Below are 25512 nucleotides of genomic sequence, written 5' to 3' on the forward strand. Positions count from 1 at the left end.
ACTTTCCCGTTTTTAATACTGCCCTTTTACTTCATTTTAGCACTGGTGGCCAATGAATAAGGCCTTAAAAACCCGCCTTTTCTTAGCCAATTCCATTAGCCCCTCTCCGAAACTGTTTGCCCGGCATCGGCAAAGATCATGGTAAACGTAGTGCCTTGGTTAACGGTACTGTTCACTTCAATGCGGCCTTTCACATTGTCTATCATTCTTTTCACGATGTATAAGCCAAGGCCACTTCCTTCGATATGGTCGTGAAAGCGTTTGAACATGGTGAAAACCTTCTCTTCTTTTCCTGCCGTAATTCCCAGGCCGTTATCTGAAACGGAAAGACGTGTTTCCCCGCCAACCTTCTCCAGCTTTATAACTACAGCCGGCACCCTGTCCGGAGAACGGTACTTGAGCGCGTTACTCAGCAGATTATAGATGATGCTTTTGAAATTCTTTCTTGAAAACGCAAGTACCGGCTCATCTGCACAAATCACCTCAATGGTGGCATCAGACGCTGTTATCTGGCTCTGCAGGTCTTGCTTTACCTGTTCTACTATCTCAAAGACATTTATCTTTTCCACTATTTCATCGTGGCTGTTCTTATCCACCGCTACAATTGCAGTAAGGTCTTTGATGGTTACTGCAAAGCGCTTGAGCGAAGCCGACATCAGCTTTATGATCTGTCTGATCTCGTCTTTATCCAACGCTTCTCTGGCAACAGCATCCGACAAAATCCCCAGTAACGCTTCGATATTCGCGATGGGCGACTTCAGGTCGTGAGAAGCAGTGTAAACAAAGCTATCGAGGTCGAAGTTAACATTGGCCAGCTTCTGGTTTTCATGGTGCAACGCAATGTTAGCCTCGTAGCTGCGATCCAGTAAGTCCAGGCTTTGTAAATGAAACGATAACAGGTCGGCAAACATGGTTAAGGTGCCGATCACTTTAGGATTCTTTACTTTTGCAGGGTTGGCATCGATGGCGCAAAGGGTTCCGAAAAAGGTGCCATCTTTGAGGATAATGGGCACAGAAATATAGCTTTGAAGCCCATAGATCTGGGGCGTGTGATGATTCTTGTAGGCGGGGTCGTTGGCTACATGATCAATAACGATAGGCTGGCGGTGGTCTCTTATCTCATTGCAAAGCGTAGTTTCAACTTTCAGCTCCTCTCCTTCTGCCAGGCCAAACTGCACTTCATCGCGCACTCTGCAGGCCAGCCACCTGTCTTGTGTTACCCGGGCAACAGCTGCAAACCCCATTCCGGTTGTTTGGCAGATAACCTCCAGCATGGTAGGCACAATCGGAATTTGCCTTACCGCTTTTAAATCATTAAATAACTCGTCCTGACTATCTATCATCTGGGGAACTGTAAACGGCATTACTGCCAAACCACTCCGTTTAGGGCTAGGCAGATATTTAAATTTATTTTATAAAATATTGGCCTAAAGGTACAAGATAATTGCTTAAAAAAATTAACCCGGATATAGTTCAACCGGCTCTTACTTATAAAACCAATGGGCAGTTTGTGCTGGCGCCGGGCTCCTGCTTGCTGCACCCGCAGGCTTATACTTAGCACAACGATACACCAAGCCGCTGCTTTTTACCAAGCGCTCGAAGAGTTAAAAGGCAACAAGTTGCTCTTGCTGCTCAGTTGCTATGCCGTTTAAAATAAAAAAAGGGAGCTTGCGGCTCCCCTTTTTTAGTATCGGCTTGGTTTATTTCAAAGCGATCTGGAGGGCATCTGCTTCGATCACTTTCTTATAGAAGTTGCTAAACTCCTGCACCTTGGCTGCCGGTATGATGTCGCCTTTATACTTCAGCTCACGGGTAAACTGCAAAGACTTATTTACCAGCTTGCAGGACAAGGTATACTCGGCATACGCGCAGGCGTAGGTTACTGTCTTGGGCACTTCTACCAGGGCTTTGTTTGCCGGTATGTTGATTGTAATGGTCTCCTTGTCCGTATCAGCATACTTTACATTGGAAAGATCGATCGGGAAAACCCGTTCTGCATTCACCACAAAATCACTGGCGGTGGCTTTGCTGCTCCAGGGCAACGCAAACAGCGACATGCCGCCTACCTGCGTAATAACATCCTGCAGGGTATAATCGATGCTGCTTCGGACCGTATCGGCGGTTCCCTCCAGGCCGGTAAACGCCACTTTCGAAATGCTGGCATTGGCATAGTATGCTTTAAGCCCGTCCAGTATCTGCTTCTCGCGCTCTTTGCTGCTCATGTTGCGATACCGCGATTTGTTGGAAGCGGCCAGCGAAGCCGTGTTATAGTTGGTTTCGCTTATCTCCAGGCTTCTGTCTTTTACATTGATCCTGGTCTGACGCACCACGTTGTTTGGCTTCCGGACAGCCGGGTTGAGATAGCCCAGCGATAAAGGTTGCGTGTTTTTCTCTCCTGTTATTTCCAGGGTGCGGGAGTTTAGCATACCGCTGTACAAGCTACCGAAAGGCAGGTAGTTAGAGGTCAGCTCCACGTAGTATGGCTTGCCCTGCATCTCTACCTTTGCAATGCAATGGTTAAAGTCAATAGAAGGCAGGTCCATTTCATACAAGCCGTTATCGCGGGTGTTTACAAGCACCAGACTCGCCTCTATGCCTACTTCTTTACACATGGCCACAAAAAGTGTGGACACATCTTTGCAGTCGCCAATGCGGGTATTTAACACCGTAGACGCTTTCTGAGGTATAAGCCCGCTCTGGCGGAAAGAAACCGAGCTATACTTGATGTTCTCGATAATGTAATCGTAGATGAGCTTTACCTTAGCCTCTTCCGTCAGATTGGCTTTATTCTTAAACAGGTCCGCCACTACTTCCTTCACCTCAAAGTCTCCTTTCGCTTTCTCAGAAGCCAGGTCAGAGTACCAGTTGCTCACATAGTTCCAGTCCGGGATTGACGTCAGGTGAAGCGTTTGCCCCACATCGGCCAGGGCCGGCATTTTGTCTTCAGAATTAAGCGCTGCCTGCTTTTCCTTTGCCCATACATACAGGTTAAAGTCTGCATCCGGCTTAGAAACAACCGGCTCGAGCGGCTGCTGGCTTACTTTGTACTGGAACTTCACCTCCGGCGAGATCAGCAGGCTATACTTGGTTGTGAGGTAGGGCAGGAAATGCGTAAAGTAATATTTGTCCCAGAAATGAGAGGCCAGCCGCCCTTTGTTATAGTTCTCCAGTTTATAGGTATAATGGATCGCATCACCGGTTTCAAGGTTTGTGAAAACAAGCTGGTTGCCATTCGTCTCGGCCGGCACTTTGGTGCCGTTCTTCTTGATCACTTCCGCTTTCTCTACTACCAGGCGCTGGTCGCTGTTGTAGCCAATGCTATACTCTTTCCAGTTGTCCACCCCCTGTTCATCCAGCATTTTTATAACAAATATCCGTCTTTCTTCCGAAGCACCGCTCTTGTATACCACCCGCTGCACTTCATCGTAAACGATCAGTGTTCTGTCTTCGGGATAGGCCTCGGCACCAGGCGCCGCTTTGGTTAACGCATACACATCTACGGCCGGGAAGTACTCGAATACATCTTTTTTGTTCTCCAGTTTACGCAGCTCTTTTATACTGCTGAAGTCGGTTGGCTCGTAAGAAATGGCTTTTTTGTATGAGCTGACAGCCTCTGCTTTGTTGCCGATCGTATTTTGTGTTTTGGCAAGCGCTGCCCAGTAATCGCCAATGTAGGGTGAGGTGGTGAGCGTTTTGCGGTACGCTTCTTCGGCCTTTTTGTAATCCTGCAAGCCGGAGTAGATCGTACCCATCTTATACTGGTATCCTACCGCCTCCGGTCTTCTGGCTATGGCTGACTGGTAGATCTTAAGGCCGTCGGTTACAGCTCCTTTCTGAAAGTAGTCTTCGGCCAGCAACTCAGCATGTGGGTAGTGGTAGTTTGCCTTCAGAAAGTCCCGGAGGATGTTGAGGGAAGTTTTGCTGTTCTTCCGCACTGATTTCTCAATCAGGTATTCCAGTTTCACGAAATCAGGGTTTTCCGGAAACTTTTTATATGCCTCGTCAGCCAGCTTCACAATCTCTACCTCATTCTTTTCTGAGGTTGCCAGTTGCAGCTTTTTCATATACACGTTCTCATCTTTGCCAGATGTCTGCTCGATCTTGCTTAGGATAGTCGCCGCGTTGGTATAGTTCTCTTTTTCCATCTCATCGCTAAACAACAGGTTCAGCGAGTACAGGTTTTCGGGGTCTTTGTCTTTGAGCCACTCTAATGCCGTGGCAAGCTGCGTTCTGTTCTGCTCCTGGCGGTATACCTGTATAAGCAGGCTCATGATATAGCTGGACTCGGGCGCAAGCTTCTGAGCGGCCATAAAGGCTTTGCGTGCCTCGTAGTTCTTCTGGCTGCGCAGGTATGTATGGCCGAGCAAAATATGGTTGAGCGCTTTTCCCGGCTCCTTTTTTACAAGGTTTTCAAAGTATGTTTCGGCAAACACAGGCACTGGCTTTGCGGCATAGGTCGTTTCGGCAGTATAGGGCTGAAACTCCTTCGAGAAGGTAAGGCCGCTGATAGGCTGGCCGGTTTCGTCGGTCAGGCGGGCCATAAAGTCCGACCTGTCGGCATAACTTTCCGCCACCTGTATTAATAGGCGGTTGTAGCCTTTTTTAAGTTTTACCGTGGCCAGGTAAGTATCCAGGTCATTGTTGCGTTCTTCCTGCTCAGCCAGCACCAGCTTATCGTTCATCCAGGCTTTTAACGAGCCCGATACACCCAGGCGCAACTGTACTTCCTGCTCTGCCGGGCTGTTCACGTAGGTCTGGGCATAGAGCACGGAATTATGTGCGTAAAAGTGGTAGGTAAAATCGATCCAGCGGTCTGCCCGGTAAGCCGGCAGGTTAAACCATTGTACCTGCGCCCCAGCCTTATTGGTGAACGTGGCATCGCTTGCACCATTCTTAACAGGGCCATACGCTTTGTTAAATCCGCTGGCCGAGATGTTTTCGAATTCGCCCACAATCTGCCAGTCGGTAAGGGCACCTATCTGGCTGTAGGCGGTTTCTGCCTGCTTCGTATTATTTGTAGCTTCGTAATGGCTTCCGATTATGCTGTGCGCCATTGCCCGCAGCGTGCCATTGGCACGGGTATCTTTCGACAGGCTTTGCAGGTAAGTAAGCTGGGCAGGCGATTTTTTACCACTCCCGGCTGTTACAGATTCCGTACTCCAAAGGGCAAATGCATAGGGATAATGGTCGGGGCTGGCCGCCGCAAAACGGGCATACTCGGCAAATGCGTCTGTTTCCGTTTTATCGATGGTAGCCAGTAACGAAAGCCCCAGGTGCGCTTCGGCTTTTGTAGCGGCATCAGCGGTTGCCTTGCTGAAAAGCTCGCGCGCCTGCTGCCGGTCGTTTGCAAAAAAGCGTTTCCAGGCGGCTTCCAGCCCGGCATTGGTTTGCGCCACGGCGAGTAAGGGAGTTAAGAAAGCAACAAGCAGCGATAGAAGCAGCTGTCTGAAATAGCTGCCGGTTTGTAAAGGTTTACACATACGTTAAGAGATTAGGGTGAGGTAAGTGCGCACCTTGCTTGTTTTCATAGATCGTAGGCAAAGCTGCTGACACACTTGGTATTTATGCCTTAAAATAAGTAATATTCATCAATAAATATATACATGAATGTATATTTATTCCGGGTACGACCGCGGAATAATAACAATGCAGGCATTTTGATTTATACTTTGCATTATTACCCATCCGCAGCATTAAAAAAAAGACCGCAGAAGCATGAAGCACATTTTAGAAACAGAAAGACTCTGGCTCAGGGAATTTAACCTCGGCGACAAGGAATTTGTCATCGCCCTGTTGAACAGCCCCGGTTGGCTGCAGTTTATAGGGGATAGGAATGTAAAAACCGACGAACAGGCTGCTCACTACCTTGAAAATGGCCCGCTTAAAAGCTATCGGGAGAACGGGTATGGGTTATACCTGGTAGAACAGAAGGCCGATAACTGCGCCATTGGCATGTGCGGGATCATAAACCGGAACTACCTGGACAGCCCCGACATCGGTTTTGCTTTTTTGCCTGATTTTAACGGAAAAGGCTACGCTTTTGAAATAGCCAGCGCCACCATGGTGTATGCAAAAGACACCCTGCATCTTCCGAAAATAGCAGCTATAACTGTTTCCGAAAATGCCCGCTCCATTCGGCTAATAGAAAAAATTGGGCTTACCTTTAGCAAGCCGATCCACTTGCCCGGCAGTACGGAAGTAGTGTGGTTATACACAACCTGACAAATGCCAGGGCAACAGCCAAAGCGCAAGAAAAAACAGGTGCTGCAAATTGCGAAACATGGAAAAGGCAGGTTTAATTAACAGGTGACTTAGCCGGTAGCCCCCGTTTAACCCACATTATGTTTTCAAAGTATACGTTTACATTTTAAATTCTGACACCTTATGACCAACCGCCTTGCACTCATCGACATGGGCACCAATACGTTTCACCTGCTGGTTACCGAGGTAAACGAGCAGGGGCAGCTGCGCGACCTGTATAAAACCCAGGTACCGGTACGTTTAGGGCAGGGCGGCATCAGCAACGGCAACATTGCCCCCGAGGCCTACGAACGCGCTCTGAAAACGCTGAACGATTTCCGGAAGGTGATTGATGAACTTGGTGCTGAGACTGTACGGGCCATGGCGACCAGCATGGTGCGCAACGCTGCCAACGGCGAAGATTTTGTGAAGGATATCTACAAGCAAACCGACATACGCGTGGAGGTAATAGACGGCGCTCGCGAAGCCGAGCTGATCTACTATGGCGTGCGCTTTGCCGGGGTGCTAAACGAGCAAACGGCCCTGGTGATGGATATTGGGGGCGGCAGCGTGGAGTTTATACTTTGCAACAACCGGGAGATCTTCTGGAAACGCAGCTTCGAGATCGGAGCCCAGCGCCTGATGGACCAGTTCTTTACCGCCGACCCGATACCCGCCGCCAGTATAGCCGCCGAAAAAGCCTATTTAGCCGGGAAACTACAACCCCTGACGGAAGCCGTAGCAATGTATAAACCCACCATACTAGTAGGCTCCTCCGGCACGTTCGACACCATTTGCGACATCCATGCGCTGCGCAAAGGCGACACCTCGCGGCAGCAAAGTATACCGCTGGCCACTACCCTAAGTATAGCGGATTATTACCAGATCCACCACGAGCTGCTCACCAAAAATCACCAGGAGCGGCTTGCCATCCCCGGCATGCTGGCCATGCGCGTGGACATGATCGTGCTGGCAAGTATAGCGGTAGATTTTGTGTTGGAGAAGTATGATCTGCAGGAAATCCGCGTGTCGGCATACGCCCTGAAGGAAGGGGTGTTGCAGCAAATGCTGGCTGAAGATACCCTATAAGTATAACGGTCGCTGCCGGAGAAGTATACCGCAGCAGGCCAAAAATCCTTTACCTGTAACCAGAAAAGGCAGCGGTTTTACGCTGCCTTTTCTATGTATTATCTGTAAGAAGTAGCTCCCGTTCCGGAATACGATATTTTGTGCCTTATACTTGTGTAATGGGTTCTCAGCTGTTTTTTCGCTGGGTTTTCATTTCCTTTTCATAGGCTTTGCCCAGCTTTTTGAGATCTTTTTTGTTGCCCGTATACCTGGCGGCCAGCACATCGGCCGCATCGTTCAGGCTGCGCCGGGCATCTTTTACAGCCAGCTGCCGGCCCAGTTGCTCTTGCACCCTATTGGTTTTGCCCCGGCGGTAGCCGTTCTCCAATAGTATGGCGAGTAGCTGCACAGCTGCTTCTTCCTGCCCCACGCCGGCTAAATAGTTTACCACACTGGCTGTAAACGGCTGTTTGGTACTCGTCCGCGCATAGTTATAAAGGGAGATATGGTCCAGCCCGAAGTTGTTGATGCTGTGCGCTACGTAGTATTGATCCGCCTCATTATAAGTCTGTATGGCTTCGGTGTAGCGGCTGCTGGCTACATAGCGGTCTGCTTCGCTGAGCAGTTGCTGGTAGGCCACGGCTGGCGCAATTGTTTCACGGGCCTGCCGGGCTGTAAAGGTGGCTATACCACAGCTGGCATTGGCCGCGATCACATCCACCGCTGCTTTAAAGGCCTGGTCGGCCGCAATAAACTGTTTTTGATTAGCCAGCGTGCTTCCGTTTTTGAAATGCTTGTCGTAGGTAGCCTGCGCGTTAAAACACTCCTGCGTAAAAATGCGACTGCGGAGCAGGTTATACTTGCTCTGTACGTCCGGGTCATTTTCCAGGGCATAGCGGCTTTGCATAGCCGTAGCAGTGGCGGCCACTTCGCGAGCTTCGCTCAGGCGGTTGTTCAGGGCCTGCTCGTAGCCGTTGCCCAGCTGGCGCAGCAATACAGGTTTGGCGGCCTGCCGCACCAGTTGGTCCAGCTCCTGCACCGGCTTTAAATTATTGCGTTGCTCCAGGTCCAGCGCGGCATCAAACTGGCTTAATGCCCCCTCATAGTTCTTCTGGCTGAGCAAGCGTTTGCCCTGGTTGATGTGCTGCAGGTATACCTGAAACGTTACCTGGTGCTGCAGCTGTGCCGCTTCGGGCGCTTCGTGCAATACCTCATCATACTCCCGCTGAAAAGCCAGGGCATTTTGGGCGGCTTTGCCGGCACCGGCCAGTTCATGCCGGGCCAGCAATTGCCTGCCCTCTTCTACCATCCCGCGGTACACGCCATACGATGCGCGGCCAATTCCATCGTGCAGGGCAGGCAGGTTGCAGCGCAGCCCACCAACCGTGCTGCACAGATCACGGGCATCGGCGTAAGCAGCCAGTGCTTCGCGGTAGCTGCCCCGGCTGGTCAGGTCGTTGCCCTGGCGGATGTAGGTGCTGTAAATGTCGTTGGCCAAACCCAGCGTGGCGGCTTCTGTTTCCGGATCAACGCGCATATGGGTCAGGATGTCGCGGGTGCGGGCAGTAGCCTCGCGGATGTAGCCGTTCACATAATCCAGCCGGGCCAGTTGGGCATGGGCCGGAGCAAATTTGGGGTTCGCTTCTGTTGCTTTCACAAAGTATGCCTGGGCTCCTTTCTGGTTTCCGGCGTGCAGCAGGGCCACGCCCCGGTTATAAAACTGCTCGTCGAGCGTCGCCATCGTATGGTCGATGGCCCGGCGGCGCTCCTGCACCTGCTGGCCAAACTGCTGCATGCGGGCGCTCAGGCGTTGCGGGTCGTTCTGGCGGAGATTCAGCTTGTCGTGAAAGGCGGCTTTGCGCAGGCCGGCCAGCATTTCCTCCACCTGGCGCAGGTTGCGGTCGTGCTGCGGCAAGCGGTCCACATCATCCGGCAGGATACGGGTTATACTGAGTTGGGCGGCATTGAGCGCGGCATCGGCGGCATAATACGCGCGCACCAGCTCCACGCGCTCCTGCAGCCGGGCTAGCGTTGTTGCGGTATACACCACGTCGGGCGCTTCCAGCTTTAGTTTATAACCCTGGGCAACTGCCGTATCCGGTATGGTGGTTTCCAGCAACGTACCGCCGTTAGCTGAAATGCTTATACTTGGGGTAAATGTCCTGACAAGCTGGTTGCGGCTATTGAGCAGCTTTACGGTAGCGTTATACTTCTCAGGCAGCAACACCTCGCCCAGATCAAAGCCTTTGTAGTTTACATCGCCACTTACGGCGGGCTTGCCCAGCAGCACTTTTAGCTGCAACTGGTCGCCCAGGTCGGTGATGCGGGCCTGCTGCTCCAGGCGCACCACAAATTCGGGGCTGCGGTTGGGCCTGCCGCCTTGCTGCGGCTGTGCTCCTTCCGTATCCAACAACCCGACAATGCTGTTTATAGTGGCCTGGCTACCGGTGCCATTTCCTTTCTTCATTAAAAAGGAAGTGGGTGTTGCTTCATCAAAAACCAGTTTGGTTTGCGCCTGCGCCGCTTGTATCAGCACAAAACACCATAGGATAAGTATAGCTTTTCTCATAACAGACAGGGATTACCTCTTGGGCAGCTCATGACAAAATCTGTTCCACAAACCAATGCCGCTGCTAAAAATATAGAATATTTACCATATTATAAGCTACAGGGTAGTAGGCTGATCCGAAAGGCATCGGGTATTACTCCGGTTAAGCCGAGGCATTGGTTCCTGAATTTGCTAATTTGCCGTTTCTAATCACGCTGATACTTATGTACTCTTATACCCAACTCTTTGACTTCACGCAGGAAGTTTTTCTGCGGATGGGCTGCCCGCCAAAAGATGCCAAACTGGCCGCCGAAGTATTGCTGGAGGCTGACCTGCGGGGCGTAGACTCGCACGGCGTGGCCCGCCTGAGCGGCTACGTGCGCCTGTGGGAGGCCGGCCGTATTAATGTAGCCCCGAAGCTGCGCATTGTGCACGAAACCCCAAGCACCGCCACCGTAGATGGCGACGGTGGTTTAGGGTTGGTGGTGGCCCCACGCGCCATGGACATCGCCATCGACAAAGCAAACCAGGTAGGTACCGGTTGGGTATCTGTCAGGAACTCGAACCATTTCGGTATTGCCGGCTACCACGCCATGGAAGCCCTCTCCTCAGATATGATCGGCATTGCCATGACCAACGCCTCGCCGCTGGTGGCGCCTACGCACTCTATCGACCGCATGCTGGGCACCAACCCGATCGCGGTGGCCGTGCCCACCATGAAACAGCCCCCTTTTGTAGCCGACTTTGCTACTGCCTCTGCCGCCAACGGCAAGCTGGAGATCTTGCAGCGTAAAAATAAAAAGGCGCCCGTCGGCTGGATTCAGACGGCCAACGGCGAGCGCTCGACCAATGCCAATGAGCTGAAAGACGGCGGCGCGCTGCTGCCCCTGGGGAGCGACAAAGTACACGGCAGCCACAAAGGATATGCGCTGGGCGCTATTGTGGATATTTTATCAGCTGTGCTTTCGGGTGCCAACTATGGCCCGTGGGTGCCGCCCTTCGTGAGTTTCCTGCCCGTTTCTGATAACCCGGTGGGCGAAGGCATTGGCCATTTCCTGGGTGCCATGCGGGTAGATGCTTTCCGGCCAGCCGATGAATTTAAGGAGCACATGGACAAATGGATCGAAACCTTCCGGAACGCCAACGTGAAGAAAGGCGAGAAAGCGGTGCTCATACCGGGTGATCCGGAGCGGGAAATGACTGAAAAACGCCTGAAAGAAGGTATTCCGCTGCTGGCGCCGGTAGAACGCGACCTGGAGGCGCTGGGCAAAAAGTTTGAGATCAAGCTATAAGTATAGCTCACCTCAGTCACCCTGCCGCAAGCTGTAACCTTGGCACAAGCGGACGCTTGCGCCAGCAGACTTAAATTTTAGATTTCCTTTAAAACAAAAGCGCCGGCAGAGTTTCTGCCGGCGCTTTTGTTTTGTGTTTATACTTGCTTATTCAATCTTTTTGCCGGCCATGGCCTGCTTGATGGAGATCTGCATGATACGCTCGGCAAACGGGCTGGTCTGTTCTTCCAGAATGTCTACTGCCTTCAGAATGGTGTCTTTATCACCGGTGCCCAGCACTTCTTTCAGACGCTGCACATTGGCGGTGGTAAGCGCAATCTCGTCCGGTGTGAGGTGTTCGCGATTTTTCTCCACAAAGCGCTCAACCTGGTAGATCATCTGCTCTGCTGTGGTGCGGGCCTCGATTACCATCCGGGTAGATACATCTTCGCGGGCATGCGTAATGGAATCCAGCAGCATTTGCTCTACCTGGGCATCTGTCAGGCCGTACTGGGGTTTCACCTCTACTTCCTGCCGGGTACCGGAGCGCAACTCAATGGCTTCTACCTTCAGAATACCGTCGGCATTAAGTATAAAGTTCACGTCCACCTTCGGGAAGCCTGCCGGCATGGCCGGAATTCCTTTCAGATCGAACTCGGCCAGCTTGCGGTTTTCTTTTACAAGGTCGCGTTCGCCCTGGTAAACGGATATTTTCATGTTCACCTGCCCGTCGATGGAGGTGGTATACTGACGGCCAGCCTTGGTCGGCACTTTGGAATTGCGGGGTATGATGGAATCCATCAGGCCGCCCATGGTTTCGATGCCCAGCGTAAGGGGTGTTACGTCCAGCAGCAGGATATCTTTGCGGTTACCGGCCAGGATATCGGCCTGAATGGCGGCGCCCAGCGCTACTACCTCATCCGGGTTCAGGCTGTTGTTAGCCTGCTTGCCAAAGAACGTCGATACGGCCTCATACACCATCGGCACCCGCGTAGAACCTCCCACCATGATCACCGCAGCAATCTGCTCGGGCTGCAGCTTGGCATCTGCCATGGCCATGCGGCAACTCTCGATGGTGCGGGCTACGATGGGGGCAATCAGCGTCTCAAAGGTATGGCGCTCCAGGTGGCAGTCTATCTTGCCGTCGATGGTGCCGGCGTATACTTGCTGACTGCTCAGGGTTTTCTTGGCCTCTTCGGCTTTCAGGCGCAGCTCCTGCGACAGGTGCTTGTCCTGGTTCACCGTATCTGCGATCAGCTCGTTATTTTGTATCCAATGGTTAATGATGGCGCGGTCAAAATCATCGCCTCCCAGGTAAGTATCGCCATTAGTAGATAGCACTTCAAAAATGCCCTGGTGAATGCTCAGGATGGAAATATCGAAGGTGCCGCCGCCCAGGTCATACACGGCTACGGTCTTTTCTTCTTCCGGGTCCAGGCCAATACCATAGGCCAGCGCTGCCGCCGTGGGTTCATTTACAATGCGCAGCACCTCCAGCCCGGCCAGCTTGCCGGCATCACGGGTAGCCTGCCGCTGCGAATCGTTGAAATAAGCAGGCACGGTGATCACGGCGCGGTTCACCGGTGTTTTGAGGGCGTGTTCTGCCCGCTCGCGCAGCTCCTTCAGTATCTCGGCCGAGAGCTCGATGGGCGAATAGAATTTGTCCTGCACACGCACCTTCACCAGTCCTTCGCTGTTGTCGTCAATTACTTTGTAGCCAAAGTAGTCCTGGTGGCCGCCCAGGTCGTTGTACGATTTTCCCAGCAGGCGCTTTACAGAATAAATGGTATTGGCTGGATCGGTGGTGAGGTAGTCTTTGGCGGCTGTGCCCACAATGGTTTCGCCAGTTTGCGTAAAATGTACTACCGATGGCACAATAGTGCCCTGACCCTGGTCATTTATAGCAATGGGGGTACGGTCTTCAGGATGAATATAGGCCACCAAACTGTTGGTAGTGCCCAAATCTATACCTACAATGACCTCTTCTTGCTGAAGAGCGCCAGTAGAAAGGTTTATTGCAACTTTTGCCATAGTATAAATACTTACGTAAGGCCGCCGCTATACAGCAGCAGCACGATGGCGCAATTTACAAATAATTTAGGGAGGGAATGGGTTTGCGGCGGCTGAGGTTAGCGATGTTTATACCTGAAGTATAAAATAGGGGGTTTAAGCACAGAAGTGGCAGCCTTTGAAATCCCGGAACAAGCGGACGCTTGCGCCAGTGATTTATACTTTAAGCTCGGAACTCAGAACTCGTGACTCGGAACTATAGTCTTATTCTTCCTCTTTGGGCACAATAATAAACACGTCCTCGTTGGGGCGCTTCATCAGGTATTTTTCGCGGGCAAACTTCTCAAGCAGTTCCGGGTTACCCAGCAGCTCTTTGCGGTCCTTCTGCACTTCCTCCATCTTTTCGAGGTAATGTTGCTTGTCCTCTTCCAGGTCTGCCAGTTTTTTGCTCATCTGGTACTGCGTGATAAAATCATTGGAGTCAAAAAAGAGCATCCACACCAAAAACAACACCGACGTGATCAGATAGAAATTGCGGAATATTTTAGGAACGCGCTTCAGCATGGCAAAGGGATTAAGGTACTTATACAAAAATAAGGCTGTGAGTCATATAACCCACAGCCTTACCCATAAATATTTTTGAGCAGAAGTTCTTAGAACTTCTTGCCCGGGAAATAAGCCACTTCGCCCAGTTCCTCTTCGATGCGGAGCAACTGGTTATACTTGGCCATGCGGTCTGAACGGGAAGCCGAACCGGTTTTGATCTGGCCGGTGTTCAAGGCAACAGCCAGGTCTGCAATCGTGCTGTCCTCTGTCTCGCCGGAACGGTGGCTCATCACGCTTTTATACCCATGGCGGCGGCCCAGGTTAATGGCGCTAATGGTTTCAGTAAGCGTACCAATCTGGTTCACTTTGATCAGGATCGCGTTAGCGATTTTCTCATCTATACCACGCTGCAAACGGTTCACATTCGTTACGAACAGGTCGTCGCCTACCAACTGTACTTTATCACCAATCGCTGTGGTCTGCTGCTTCCAGCCATCCCAGTCGTCTTCAGCCATACCATCTTCAATAGAGATGATCGGATACTTGCGCACCCAGTCAGCCCAGAAGCTCACCATTTCAGAAGACGTCAGCTTATCGCCTGTTGATTTCTTGAAATGATAATGGCCGGTAGCCGCATCGTAGAACTCGGAGCTGGCCGCATCCATGGCGATCATAAAGTCGTCGCCTGGTTTGTAGCCGGCTGTTTCGATGGCCTGCAGCACTACCTGAATGGCTTCTTCGTTGGAAGCGATGTTAGGAGCAAAACCACCTTCATCTCCCACGTTGGTAGAAAGGCCTTTTTTCTTCAGCACGTTCTTCAGGTGGTGGAAAACCTCCGTGCCCATTCGCAATGCATCGGAGAAAGAAGCAGCGCCAACCGGCATAATCATGAATTCCTGGAAGTCGATGGAGTTATCGGCATGGCTGCCGCCGTTGAGGATGTTCATCATCGGCACCGGCAGGGTATTGGCGCTCACACCACCTACATAGCGGTAGATAGGCATGTTCAGTTCCTGTGCGGCTGCGCGGGCTACTGCCAGCGACACACCAAGTATGGCGTTTGCGCCCAGGTTGCTTTTATTCTCCGTGCCATCGAGCTCGATCATGATCTTGTCGATCAGGTTTTGCTCATATACCGGAAAGCCTACTATCTCTTCGGCAATCTTATCATTCACGTTCTTGACAGCTTGCAGTACACCTTTGCCCATGTACTTGCTCTTGTCGTTGTCACGCAGCTCTACGGCTTCGTGCACACCCGTGGAAGCACCGGACGGTACCGCAGCGCGGCCCAGGACACCTGTTTCAGTTACAACATCTACTTCTATCGTCGGATTTCCTCTTGAATCGAAGATCTGGCGGGCTTTAATATCAGTTATTAAGCTCATAGTTAGTTTATATTAGTTTTATTTGTTTTGTTCCAGCAGGGCCACAAAGTCATCAAAGAGGTACGTGGAATCGTGCGGCCCCGGTGATGACTCCGGATGGTATTGCACCGAGAAAGCCGGTTTGCCTTTCATGCGGATACCTTCGATGGTATTATCGTTCAGGTTGATATGGGTAACCTCTACCTGCGGGTGCTGCTGCAGTTGTTGGGCATCCACCACAAACCCATGGTTCTGCGATGTGATCTCGCTCCGGCCGGTGATCAGGTTCTTTACCGGATGGTTCAGCCCCCGGTGGCCGTTGTGCATTTTGTAAGTGGCAATGCCATTGGCCTGGGCCAGCATCTGGTGCCCCATACAAATGCCGAACATCGGCTTACTTTTCTCCAGAATTTGCTTTACGCTGTTAATGGCAACCGTGGTAGCCGCCGGATCACCGGGTCCGTTCGAAATAAAATAGCCATCCGGGTTCCACTTCTCCATTTCTTCAAAAGGCGTATGATACGGGAATACCTTTACGGCACAACCGCGCTGCACCAGGTTGTTGAGGCTGTTGCGCTTTACGCCCAAATCCAATACGGCCACCCTATACTTCACCTCTTCCGGCTGCATGTCATATTCGGCCTGTGTACTCACATGCGACGATAGCTCCAGGCCTTCCATTGAGGGAACTTCCTCTAATTTACGGCGCAGCTCCTCAATATCGGTAATCTCAGAAGAAATTATGGCGTTCATGGCCCCTTTATCACGGATATGACGCACCAAGGCACGTGTATCGATCTCACAGATGCCTACTATGCCTGCCTTATCGAAGTATTCCTGCAGGGAGCCTTTGGCAGTATGGCGTGAAAAATGGTGGGAAAACTCCTTACAAACAAGGCCATTGATCTGTATCCTGTCTGATTCCACTTCATCGGCCTGTACACCATAGTTGCCGATATGGGAAAAGGTAGTAACCACCAGCTGACCGTAATAAGAAGGATCGGTAAAAATCTCCTGGTAACCGGTCATACCTGTATTAAAACAGAGCTCTCCTCCTGTGGTACCAATTCGCCCCAGGCTTTTGCCCGTAAATACGGTGCCGTCGTTTAATAACAGGATCGCGTCTGTTGATGTATGCTTTTTCATAAACAGTAATTTTAACAAAAATAAAAAAGGGACACGACTTACGTCATGTCCCTTTAAAATATTTAACAAAAGAGCTTATTGCGCATCGTTTGTCTCGTCTTTAGAAGTTTCAGTAGCAGCAGGTGCTTCCGGAGCTGGCGCAGCAGGAGCTGCAGCGGCTGGAGCAGCTGTTTCAGCTGAAGTTTTCTTACCACCACGACGGCGTGACTTCTTGGCACCAGCAGCAGCTGTACCAGTTGTTGTCAGCATATCCTCGTTGTAGTCTACTAACTCAAGTACACACATTTCTGCGTTGTCACCCAGTCTGTAACCAGTCTTCAGGATACGGGTATAACCACCCGGTCTGTTAGCGATCTTAGCAGCAACCTCGTCGAACAGCTCTTTTAAAGACTCTTTGTTTTGCAGGTAAGCAAACACCGTTCTTCTTGAGTGCGTTGTATCGTTTTTGGCTTTTGTAAGCAGAGGCTCTACATACTTGCGCAGGGCTTTAGCTTTTGCTACTGTAGTAGAAACCCGCTTGTGCAGGATAAGGGATGCTGCCAGGTTGGACAACATTGCCTTACGGTGTGAAGCAGTTCTTCCTAAGTGATTTATTTTTTTACCGTGTCTCATTGTTACGAATTGTGCACGTGCATACCGTCGATCAACCCGTTAAGGGATCGGGAATTATGCCGTAGATTAATTAATCTTCTTCTAATTTATACTTGGAAAGGTCCATACCGAAGGTCAAACCTTTTTCCTGAACCAAGTTCTCCAGCTCTGTTAACGACTTCTTACCGAAGTTTCTGAACTTCATCATGTCAGAGATATCCAGCTGCACCAGGTCGCCAAGGGTTTTGATATCCGCAGCTTTCAGGCAGTTGTACGCTCTAACAGACAGGTCCATGTCCTGCAGCGATGTTTTCAGAACTTTGCGCATGTGCAGCAGTTCTTCGTCTACTACCTCTTCTTCTTCCGGCTTAGCCGTTTCGAAGGTCATGGTATTATCAGAGAACAACATGAAGTGCTGGATCAGGATATTGGCAGCGCCTTTCAAGGCATCTTCCGGATGAATAGATCCGTCCGTCTGTATGTCAAGAACCAACTTCTCATAGTCAGTTTTCTGCTCTACACGCGTGTTCTCAACACTGAACTTCACATTCTTGATAGGTGTGAAGATGGCATCGATCGCAATGAGACCAAACACCTGATCAGCAGGCTTGTTCTCGTCAGCAGGCACATAACCACGTCCTTTCTGAAGTACAAGTTCCACTTCAAGGGTCATGTTCTTATCCAGGTGGCAAATTACCAGTTCCGGGTTAAGCACTTCAAAGCTGGAAGTAAACTTATTGATATCGCCGGCTGTAAAAGTATCCTGACCAGAAATCGTTACAGTGATTCTGTCATCGATCACTTCGCCCAGCTTCTTAAAGCGAACCATCTTCAGGTTAAGGATAATATCAGAAATATCCTCTACCACGCCTTCAACAGACGAAAACTCGTGCAGTACACCAGGTATGCGAACGCTCGTAATTGCATAACCTTCCAGAGAAGACAGCAGGATTCTGCGCAGCGCATTACCAATGGTTACGCCGTAACCTTTTTCAAGCGGCTTGAATTCAAATAGACCATGAAAGTCGTCGGCTTTTTCCATGACAACCTTCTCTGGCATTTGAAATGCTAATATTGACATACTTGCAGTGTTAAAGGTTAAAAATTGATTAAGCTGCTTACTTAGAGTAAAGCTCGACGATGAGCTGCTCCTGGATCTTCTCAGGGATCTGATCGCGCTGTGGTGCAGCCATAAACTGACCGGCCATTTCAGCCGCGTTCCACTCTAACCAACCAAACTGACGTGCATTACGCACGGTAAGGCTGGTAGTAATAGCTTCAAGAGATTTTGATTTCTCCCGAACACCAACCACATCTCCTGGCTTCAGGCTATAAGATGGAATGTTTACCAACTCACCGTTCACCAAAATGTGTTTGTGCAGCACCAACTGACGGGCAGCTCTTCTTGTTGGAGCAATACCTAATCTGTAAACAGTGTTATCAAGCCGCGACTCGAGCAGAGCCAACAGCGTTTCACCTGTAATACCGCCTTTTCTATGTGCTTTATCGAACAGGTTTGCAAACTGCTTCTCTAAAACACCGTAAATGAACTTTGCTTTTTGCTTCTCCGCAAGCTGGATAGCATATTCGGACTGCTTCTTACGACGGCCACGACCATGCATCCCGGGAGGGTAGCTCTTCTTTTTTAATGCTTTGCTTGGACCAAAAATCTCTTCGTTAAAACGTCTGGAGATTTTGCTTTTAGGACCAGTATATCTTGCCATAATTTATGCTGTCAAATAAAATAATTAAACTCTTCTGCGTTTAGGAGGACGACATCCGTTGTGAGGAAGCGGGGTAACATCTTTAATAGTTGTTACTTCGATTCCAGAGTTTTGCACAGTACGGATAGCGGACTCTCTACCTGCGCCAGGGCCTTTAACAAAAACTTCAGCTTTACGCATACCCAGGTCATGGGCTACTTTAGCGCAATCTGAAGCTGCCATCTGTGCAGCGTAAGGAGTGTTCTTTTTAGAACCTTTAAAACCCATTTTACCAGCAGAAGCCCAAGAAATTACCTGACCTGCATTGTTGGTTATTGAGATAATGATATTGTTGAAAGAAGCTTTAATGTGTACTTGACCAGTTGATTCAACAACTACGACACGCTTTTTAGCCTTATCTTTTCTTTTCTGAGCCATGATCAAATATTATTTAGTAGCCTTCTTCTTGTTAGCAACAGTTTTACGCTTACCTTTTCTGGTGCGCGAGTTGTTCTTCGTGCGCTGTCCGCGAACTGGTAAACCTTTACGATGTCTTAAGCCACGGTAGCAACCAATGTCAAGCAAACGCTTGATGTGGAGCTGTACCTCAGAGCGAAGAACACCTTCTGTCTTATAGTCAGATGCTATAATATTTCTGATCTCACTGGCTTCATCCTCTGTCCAGTCTTTCACCTTTTTGTCAAGATCCACTCCGGCTTTGTTCAAAATGGATACAGACAGATTACGTCCGATGCCATAGATGTAAGTTAAGGCGATTTCGCCTCGCTTGTTATCCGGAATATCTACTCCTGCTATTCTAGCCATACTTCTAAATTAACCTTGTCTTTGTTTATACCTTGGGTTTTTTTTGTTGATTACATAAAGCTTCCCCTTGCGGCGGATCACTTTACAATCAGCACTTCTCTTCTTTACTGATGCTTTAACTTTCATTGTATTTATTATTTATACCGATAAACAATTCTGCCTTTAGTCAAATCATAGGGCGACATTTCGAGTTTCACTCTGTCTCCGGGCAGGATCTTAATATAATGCATCCGCATTTTCCCGGAAATGTGTGCTACCACCTGATGACCATTTTCAAGCTCCACACGGAACATGGCATTCGAAAGGGCTTCAATAATTATTCCGTCTTGTTCGATAGATGACTGTTTCGCCATTTATTGTTGCTTAGCTTGTTCTATATATTCAAAAGTTGTTAAAATCTCTGTTTTGTCCTTTCGCACCACCACTGTGTGTTCAAAATGCGCAGATGGCTTTTTATCACGTGTCCGGATAGTCCAGCCGTCATCTTCCTGCACAATGTTTTTGGTGCCCAGGTTAATCATCGGTTCAATAGCAATTACCAGCCCTTCCTGTAACTTCACGCCTTGTCCCCGCTTCCCATAATTAGGCACTTCCGGTGCTTCGTGCAGGTGGTGCCCAACACCGTGGCCTACCAGTTCCCGCACAACACTAAAGCCATTCTTTTCAGCATGATGCTGAATAGCGTGGCTTACATCTCCCATTCTGTTTCCGGCCACTGCTTTGGCAATGCCTTCCTGCAAGGATTCTTTTGTAACGGTTAGCAGCTTCTGCACTTCCTCACTTACCTCTCCTACCGCATGGGTATAAGCACTGTCGCTATGAAAGCCTTTGTAAAGCACTCCCCCATCAACAGAAATTATGTCTCCATTGTTCAATGTGTAGTTGCCTGGCATGCCATGCACAACAGTTGCGTTAACGGAGATGCATAAACTGTAAGGGAAGCCATTGTAACCTTTGAAGGAAGGCTCGCCGCCATGATCGCGGATAAACTCTTCTGCTCTTTTGTCGAGGGCAGCAGTTGTGACACCTTCCTTTATAAGAAGAGCAATTTCGCCATGTGCTTTACCTAATATTAAAGCACTCTGGCGAATTAACTCAATTTCTTCTTCGGTCTTGTAATAAATCATTTATCAGGATACTATGGCAATGTTTTCAGTACGGCCTCTTAATTTGCCCGTCTTCATCATTCCATCGTAATGTCTCATTAATAAATAGCTTTCTACTTGTTGCAATGTATCCAGCACAACACCTACCATGATGATGAGCGAGGTGCCACCAAAGAACTGTGAGAACTCGCGAGTAACACCGAACAATAGGGCTATGGATGGGAAGATGGCAACAAGCGCCAGGTAAATGGCACCTGGTAAAGTAATGCGGGTAAGTATAGAATCAATGTACTCAGAAGTAGCACGTCCTGGCTTTACACCCGGTACAAAACCACCGCTTCTTTTCAGATCATCTGCTATCTGGTTCGGGTTTACACTTATCGCAGTATAGAAATAAGTGAAGATCAGGATCATCAGACCAAATGTTAGGTTATACTGCCATGACGTGAAATCTGAAAACGTCGAACCGATATAGTTAGCCGTGTCGTTTTCCTTTGCCCAGATCGAAGCGATCATAGATGGCAGGAACATCAGCGACTGCGCAAAAATGATTGGCATTACACCCGCTGCATTCACTTTTAACGGGATGAACTGGCGCTGACCGCTATAAAGCGAGCTTCCGCCCACCTGCTTGGCATACTGTACGGGTATTCTGCGTACAGCCTGCGTCAGCATTACAACCGACATTACCACGAAGAACAGCACAACAAGTTCAAAGAGGAACAGCAAAGCGCCATTCATCTGGCGGGAAGCCATCTCCTTGATCAACGCACCCGGAAAACGGGATACAATACCGATCATGATCAGCATGGAAATACCGTTTCCGATGCCTTTATCGGTGATCTTCTCGCCAAGCCACATACAGAAGATGGTGCCCGAAGTAAGAACGATCATGGAGGTTACAGTGAACAACGTGGTGTTGATCGTAATCGCCTCAGCATTGATCGTGGCCACAAATCCGATGGACTGCGCCAGGGTAATAATAATGGTAAGAACTCGGGTGATTTGGTTGATTTTCTTTCTACCAGATTCACCCTCCTTCTGCATCTTCTGAAAATACGGTACAGCAATGGTAAGCAGCTGCAGTACAATCGAAGCGGATATATAAGGCATGATCCCTAATGCAAAGATGGACGCATGACTGAATGCTCCACCTAGGAATGTATCTAACAAGCCAAACAGTCCACCTGTTTTAGCTATGAGTTGATTGGGATCCACACCTGGAAGAACAACATAAGAACCTAATCTAAAGATAGCTACAAAAAGAAGCGTGTTCAGAATCCGAACACGTAAATCTTCTATAGCAAAAATGTTCTTAATCGTTGTTATAAACTTCTTCATACCGCTTAGAGAGCAATTGTTTAGAGAGCAACTGTTTTACCGCCTGCTTTTTCTATTGATGTAGTAGCAGAACCAGAGAAAGCGTGTGCATGTACTTCAACCGCTTTGTTCAACTCGCCTCTACCTAATATTTTCACTTTGTCGTTTTTAGACACCAGACCGTGTGCTTTAAAGAAATCAAAGTTAAGTACGGTCTCGTTAGTAGATGCTACCAACGACTCTAAGGTATCTAAATTAATACCTTTATACTCAACTCTGTTAATGTTTTTAAAGCCATACTTAGGTACACGTCTCTGCAATGGCATCTGGCCACCTTCGAAACCTGACTTTTGTGAATAGCCTGAGCGTGATTTAGCACCTTTATGTCCTCTTGTAGAAGTACCACCTCTACCTGAACCAGTACCTCTACCTATTCTCTTGCGGTTCTTGATAGAACCCTCCGCTGGTTTTAATGAGTTTAGATACATGTTAGATATTATTTACTTCTATAAGATGTTGAACCTTTTTTACCATGCCAGCAATCTGAGGAGTATTTTCAACAGTTACTGACTTATTGATCTTACCAAGTCCTAAAGCTTGAATTGTAAGCTTCTGTGATTTTGGTTTATCAATAATGCTTTTGATTTGTCTTATTGTAATCTGAGCCATCTCAATTAACCGTTAAATACTTTGTTAAGATTAACACCACGCTGCTGGGCTACTGCCAACGGATCACGCATTTTAGCCAGGGCATCAAATGTCGCTTTCACTACGTTGTGGGGGTTTGATGATCCTTTAGACTTGCAAAGTACGTCTTTGATACCGGCACTTTCCAGAACGGCACGCATCGCACCGCCTGCAATTACACCTGTACCGGCAGCAGCTGGTTTTACCAGTACAAAACCGCCAGAGTATTTGCCTTCCATAGCGTGAGGAACTGTATTATGATATACAGGAACTTTCACCAGGTTCTTCTTGGCATCATCTATCCCTTTTGCAATAGCATCCGTTACTTCGTTGGCTTTGCCAAGTCCGTAACCAACTACACCGTTTCCGTCGCCTACCACTACAATGGCAGCGAAGGAAAATCTTCTACCACCTTTTACAACTTTGGCTACACGATTGATAGCTACTACTCTTTCTTTTAGCTCGATCTCGCTAGCCTTTACACTACGAATATTGTTCTTCAACATAATCTTTAGAATTTAAGGCCAGCCTCACGAGCGCCTTCTGCCAATGATTTAACTTTGCCGTGGTACAGATAACCTGAGCGATCGAAAACTACCTGCGTAATACCTTTTGCAATGGCTTGCTCAGCAATTTCTTTCCCTACTTTGCCAGAAGTCTCAACATTTGCCTTCGCATCATCAAGCTTTGCTGAAGAGGCAGCCGCTAGTGTCACACCAGTGGTATCATCGATGATTTGTGCGTAAATAAAGCGATTGCTTCTAAACACAGATAATCTTGGCCTTTCAGAAGTACCGGAAATTTTATTCCGGATACTTTTCTTTATTCTAACTCTTCTATTTATCTTATTAGCAGACATGATGATGATTATTTAGACGCTGTCTTACCAGCTTTTCTTCTTACAACTTCACCAACAAATCGAATACCCTTACCTTTATAAGGTTCAACTTTGCGGAGTGATCTAATTTTTGCTGCCACCTGGCCAATAAGCTGTTTGTCGTTGCTTTCCAGGGTTATCACTGGCGCTTTACCTTTCTCAGTTACTGCCGTAGCAACTACCTCGTCCGGAAGAGCCATAAAGATGTTGTGTGAGTAACCTAAAGCAAGCTCTAACACTTTACCTGCAACTGTAGCTTTGTAACCTACACCTACCAGCTCCAGGCGCTCTTTGTAACCTTCTGTTACACCGATCACCATGTTATTGATAAGTGAACGATACAGGCCGTGCATGGCTTTGTGGCGCTTCTGCTCAGTCGGGCGCTCAACGATCAGTTGGCCATCCTCCTGCTTCACAACAATGTCTTTATCAACCGGAGTTGATAAAGAGCCTTTAGGACCTTTTACAGTCACTACATTGTTATCGGCAACAGTTACTTGAATGGATGCTGGAAGGGTGATGGGCAATTTTCCTATTCGTGACATTGACTATCCTCCTATTAATAAACGTAACATAAAACCTCGCCACCTACATTCAGTGACCTTGCTTCTTTCTCTGTCATTACTCCTTTAGAAGTAGACAAAATAGCTACGCCCAGTCCGTTGATAACTCTTGGCAGGTTATCAGTTCCGGCATACTTGCGAAGCCCTGGCTTACTTACCCGCTCTAACTTCACAATAGCAGATTGCTTCGTGCTTGGGTTATACTTCAGCGCAATTTTAATCGTGCCTTGTACAGCAGAGTCATCAAACTTATAGTTTTGAATATACCCTTTCTCGTACAAAACTTTTGTAATCTCTTTTTTAATGTTGCTAGACGGTATTTCAACTATCCTGTGGTTTGCTTTGATAGCATTACGCACTCTAGTTAAATAATCTGCTATTGGATCTGAGTTCATTATGAATCACTTAAATAATGAAGGCTTACTCGAAGCGAGCGGCAAAGATACGAATATCTTTTTTTCTTTCTTAATCTAGTTAAGAAAAAATTACCAGCTCGATTTAGTTATGCCCGGAATTTTACCCATTACAGCCAGTTCTCTGAAAACTACGCGGGAGATGCCGAACTTGCGCATGTAACCACGTGGTCTGCCGGATAGTTGACATCTGTTGTGCAGTCTTACTGGAGAGGCATTACGTGGCAACTTATCCAGTGCCTCGTAATCTCCTTTGGCTTTTAGTTCAGCTCTTTTAGTAGCGTATTTTGCTACGAGCTTTTGTCTTTTAAGCTCTCTTGCTTTTACTGATTCTTTCGCCATTTTATTATTTCTTATTAGTGAAAGGCATACCAAATGCTTTTAACAGCTCGTAACTTTCTTCGTCGGTGTTAGCCGTTGTCACGATGGTAATGTCCATACCTGTGATAGCTTTCACTTTATCGATGCTGATTTCAGGGAAAATGATCTGCTCCTTGATACCTAATGTATAGTTACCACGGCCATCAAATCCTTTGTCGTTCACGCCTCTGAAGTCACGTACACGTGGCAGAGCGATAGTCAAAAGACGATCCAGGAACTCATACATCTTCTGTCCTCGCAGCGTTACGCGGGCGCCGATTGGCATACCTTCACGCAGCTTAAAGTTAGAAACGGATTTCTTAGCGATCGTAGCAACAGCTTTCTGACCTGTAATAGTTGTCAGTTCCTCTACGCCGATATCTACCAGTTTCTTGTCAGCCACAGCAGCACCTATCCCTTTGTTGATAGAGATCTTGGTGATTTTAGGCACCTGCATGACGTTCTTGTACTGGAACTTCTCTTTCAGAGCAGGAATCACTTCCTGCTGATATTTTTCTTTAAATCTTGCAGTAGCCATCTTAGATTACCTCTCCTGTCTTTTTAGAATAACGCTCTGATTTACCTTCGCTGTTTGTTCTGCGGGCTGCTTTTACGGTTTCACCTGACTTAGGATCAACTAAAGCAACGTTGCTGGCGTGGATTGGCGCTTCTACCTTGGCAATACCTCCTTGTGGATTCTTTGCACTTGGTTTGTTGTGCTTGGTAACCAGGTTTAAGCCTTCGATCGTTACTTTTTGCTTTTCAATATTAACAGCGGTTATGCGGCCTGTCTTACCGCGCTCATCACCGGCAATTACTTTGACTGTATCACCAGTTTTTACATGAAGTTTTTTCTTATTCATCTTGATCTGAA

28 protein-coding genes are annotated in these 25512 nt (G+C 48.5%); 3 read left to right on the forward strand and 25 right to left on the reverse strand.

Annotation, left to right across the window (positions count from 1 at the left end):
• Positions 1 to 95: 95 nt before the first annotated feature.
• Complete coding sequence (locus tag LWL52_RS19435) at positions 96 to 1343, reverse strand: sensor histidine kinase (protein ID WP_242923561.1); 1248 nt, start codon at positions 1341 to 1343, stop codon at positions 96 to 98.
• Positions 1344 to 1700: 357 nt separating this feature from the next.
• Positions 1701 to 5480, reverse strand: a complete 3780-nt coding sequence (locus LWL52_RS19440) for a DUF3857 domain-containing protein (protein WP_242923563.1) — start codon at positions 5478 to 5480, stop codon at positions 1701 to 1703.
• 235 nt (positions 5481 to 5715) lie between these two features.
• Here LWL52_RS19440 and LWL52_RS19445 point away from each other — a divergent pair, with 235 nt between their 5' ends.
• Both LWL52_RS19445 and LWL52_RS19450 read left to right on the forward strand, forming a co-directional pair.
• A complete protein-coding gene (locus LWL52_RS19445) occupies positions 5716 to 6222 on the forward strand; it encodes a GNAT family N-acetyltransferase (RefSeq protein ID WP_242923565.1) in 507 nt (168 codons plus the stop codon).
• Between the two features lie 162 nt (positions 6223 to 6384).
• Positions 6385 to 7329, forward strand: a complete 945-nt coding sequence (locus LWL52_RS19450) for a Ppx/GppA phosphatase family protein (RefSeq protein ID WP_242923566.1) — start codon at positions 6385 to 6387, stop codon at positions 7327 to 7329.
• Between the two features lie 166 nt (positions 7330 to 7495).
• Here the strand turns inward: LWL52_RS19450 and LWL52_RS19455 are convergent, their stop codons facing one another.
• Positions 7496 to 9877, reverse strand: a complete 2382-nt coding sequence (locus LWL52_RS19455) for a hypothetical protein (protein ID WP_242923568.1) — start codon at positions 9875 to 9877, stop codon at positions 7496 to 7498.
• 203 nt (positions 9878 to 10080) lie between these two features.
• Between LWL52_RS19455 and LWL52_RS19460 the strand changes: the two genes are divergently transcribed.
• A complete protein-coding gene (locus LWL52_RS19460) occupies positions 10081 to 11148 on the forward strand; it encodes an Ldh family oxidoreductase (protein WP_242923570.1) in 1068 nt (355 codons plus the stop codon).
• A gap of 147 nt (positions 11149 to 11295) precedes the next feature.
• Here the strand turns inward: LWL52_RS19460 and hscA are convergent, their stop codons facing one another.
• From hscA to rplX, 22 genes are all read right to left on the reverse strand, one after another.
• The gene (gene hscA, locus LWL52_RS19465; protein ID WP_242923572.1) at positions 11296 to 13158 is read right to left on the reverse strand and encodes a Fe-S protein assembly chaperone HscA; all 1863 of its coding nucleotides are present in this window, start codon (positions 13156 to 13158) and stop codon (positions 11296 to 11298) included.
• 243 nt (positions 13159 to 13401) lie between these two features.
• Positions 13402 to 13701, reverse strand: coding sequence for an FtsB family cell division protein (locus LWL52_RS19470; protein ID WP_242923575.1), 300 nt, complete (start codon positions 13699 to 13701; stop codon positions 13402 to 13404).
• Between the two features lie 89 nt (positions 13702 to 13790).
• A complete protein-coding gene (gene eno, locus LWL52_RS19475; RefSeq protein ID WP_242923577.1) occupies positions 13791 to 15068 on the reverse strand; it encodes a phosphopyruvate hydratase in 1278 nt (425 codons plus the stop codon).
• Between the two features lie 18 nt (positions 15069 to 15086).
• Positions 15087 to 16193, reverse strand: coding sequence for a glutamine-hydrolyzing carbamoyl-phosphate synthase small subunit (gene carA / locus LWL52_RS19480; protein WP_242923586.1), 1107 nt, complete (start codon positions 16191 to 16193; stop codon positions 15087 to 15089).
• Between the two features lie 75 nt (positions 16194 to 16268).
• On the reverse strand, positions 16269 to 16805 hold the full coding sequence (gene rplQ, locus LWL52_RS19485) for a 50S ribosomal protein L17 (protein ID WP_242923588.1): 537 nt from the start codon (positions 16803 to 16805) through the stop codon (positions 16269 to 16271).
• 70 nt (positions 16806 to 16875) lie between these two features.
• Positions 16876 to 17865, reverse strand: coding sequence for a DNA-directed RNA polymerase subunit alpha (locus tag LWL52_RS19490; RefSeq protein ID WP_242923593.1), 990 nt, complete (start codon positions 17863 to 17865; stop codon positions 16876 to 16878).
• Positions 17866 to 17902: 37 nt separating this feature from the next.
• Positions 17903 to 18508 carry a 30S ribosomal protein S4 gene (gene rpsD, locus LWL52_RS19495; protein ID WP_242923594.1) on the reverse strand — a complete coding sequence of 202 codons (606 nt, stop codon included), beginning with the start codon at positions 18506 to 18508 and terminating at the stop codon, positions 17903 to 17905.
• Positions 18509 to 18532: 24 nt separating this feature from the next.
• Positions 18533 to 18925, reverse strand: a complete 393-nt coding sequence (gene rpsK / locus LWL52_RS19500) for a 30S ribosomal protein S11 (protein ID WP_114778264.1) — start codon at positions 18923 to 18925, stop codon at positions 18533 to 18535.
• Positions 18926 to 18934: 9 nt separating this feature from the next.
• Entirely contained in the window at positions 18935 to 19312 is a 378-nt protein-coding gene (gene rpsM / locus LWL52_RS19505; RefSeq protein ID WP_242923595.1) for a 30S ribosomal protein S13, read from the reverse strand.
• Between the two features lie 9 nt (positions 19313 to 19321).
• Complete coding sequence (ykgO, locus tag LWL52_RS19510; RefSeq protein ID WP_034256541.1) at positions 19322 to 19438, reverse strand: type B 50S ribosomal protein L36; 117 nt, start codon at positions 19436 to 19438, stop codon at positions 19322 to 19324.
• Positions 19439 to 19446: 8 nt separating this feature from the next.
• Entirely contained in the window at positions 19447 to 19665 is a 219-nt protein-coding gene (infA, locus tag LWL52_RS19515) for a translation initiation factor IF-1 (RefSeq protein ID WP_242923596.1), read from the reverse strand.
• Entirely contained in the window at positions 19666 to 20439 is a 774-nt protein-coding gene (gene map / locus LWL52_RS19520) for a type I methionyl aminopeptidase (RefSeq protein ID WP_242923606.1), read from the reverse strand. It lies immediately after the preceding gene.
• A 3-nt stretch (positions 20440 to 20442) separates the two neighbouring features.
• Positions 20443 to 21759, reverse strand: a complete 1317-nt coding sequence (gene secY, locus LWL52_RS19525) for a preprotein translocase subunit SecY (protein WP_242923609.1) — start codon at positions 21757 to 21759, stop codon at positions 20443 to 20445.
• 20 nt (positions 21760 to 21779) lie between these two features.
• Complete coding sequence (gene rplO, locus LWL52_RS19530) at positions 21780 to 22226, reverse strand: 50S ribosomal protein L15 (RefSeq protein ID WP_242923612.1); 447 nt, start codon at positions 22224 to 22226, stop codon at positions 21780 to 21782.
• Position 22227: 1 nt separating this feature from the next.
• Positions 22228 to 22407, reverse strand: a complete 180-nt coding sequence (gene rpmD / locus LWL52_RS19535) for a 50S ribosomal protein L30 (protein WP_242923627.1) — start codon at positions 22405 to 22407, stop codon at positions 22228 to 22230.
• A gap of 5 nt (positions 22408 to 22412) precedes the next feature.
• Entirely contained in the window at positions 22413 to 22931 is a 519-nt protein-coding gene (gene rpsE, locus LWL52_RS19540) for a 30S ribosomal protein S5 (RefSeq protein ID WP_242923636.1), read from the reverse strand.
• Between the two features lie 5 nt (positions 22932 to 22936).
• A complete protein-coding gene (gene rplR / locus LWL52_RS19545; RefSeq protein WP_242923638.1) occupies positions 22937 to 23284 on the reverse strand; it encodes a 50S ribosomal protein L18 in 348 nt (115 codons plus the stop codon).
• An 8-nt stretch (positions 23285 to 23292) separates the two neighbouring features.
• Positions 23293 to 23847, reverse strand: a complete 555-nt coding sequence (gene rplF, locus LWL52_RS19550; RefSeq protein WP_242923640.1) for a 50S ribosomal protein L6 — start codon at positions 23845 to 23847, stop codon at positions 23293 to 23295.
• Between the two features lie 14 nt (positions 23848 to 23861).
• Positions 23862 to 24260 (reverse strand): 30S ribosomal protein S8, encoded by a 399-nt coding sequence (gene rpsH / locus LWL52_RS19555; RefSeq protein ID WP_242923642.1) that lies wholly within the window; start codon positions 24258 to 24260, stop codon positions 23862 to 23864.
• A gap of 90 nt (positions 24261 to 24350) precedes the next feature.
• On the reverse strand, positions 24351 to 24620 hold the full coding sequence (gene rpsN, locus LWL52_RS19560; protein ID WP_242923644.1) for a 30S ribosomal protein S14: 270 nt from the start codon (positions 24618 to 24620) through the stop codon (positions 24351 to 24353).
• A gap of 4 nt (positions 24621 to 24624) precedes the next feature.
• Positions 24625 to 25176 (reverse strand): 50S ribosomal protein L5, encoded by a 552-nt coding sequence (gene rplE / locus LWL52_RS19565; RefSeq protein WP_242923645.1) that lies wholly within the window; start codon positions 25174 to 25176, stop codon positions 24625 to 24627.
• A 1-nt stretch (position 25177) separates the two neighbouring features.
• Complete coding sequence (gene rplX / locus LWL52_RS19570) at positions 25178 to 25501, reverse strand: 50S ribosomal protein L24 (RefSeq protein ID WP_242923646.1); 324 nt, start codon at positions 25499 to 25501, stop codon at positions 25178 to 25180.
• Positions 25502 to 25512 lie beyond the last annotated feature (11 nt).

It is taken from the genome of Pontibacter liquoris, assembly GCF_022758235.1.
Classification (GTDB): Bacteria; Bacteroidota; Bacteroidia; order Cytophagales; family Hymenobacteraceae; genus Pontibacter; species Pontibacter liquoris.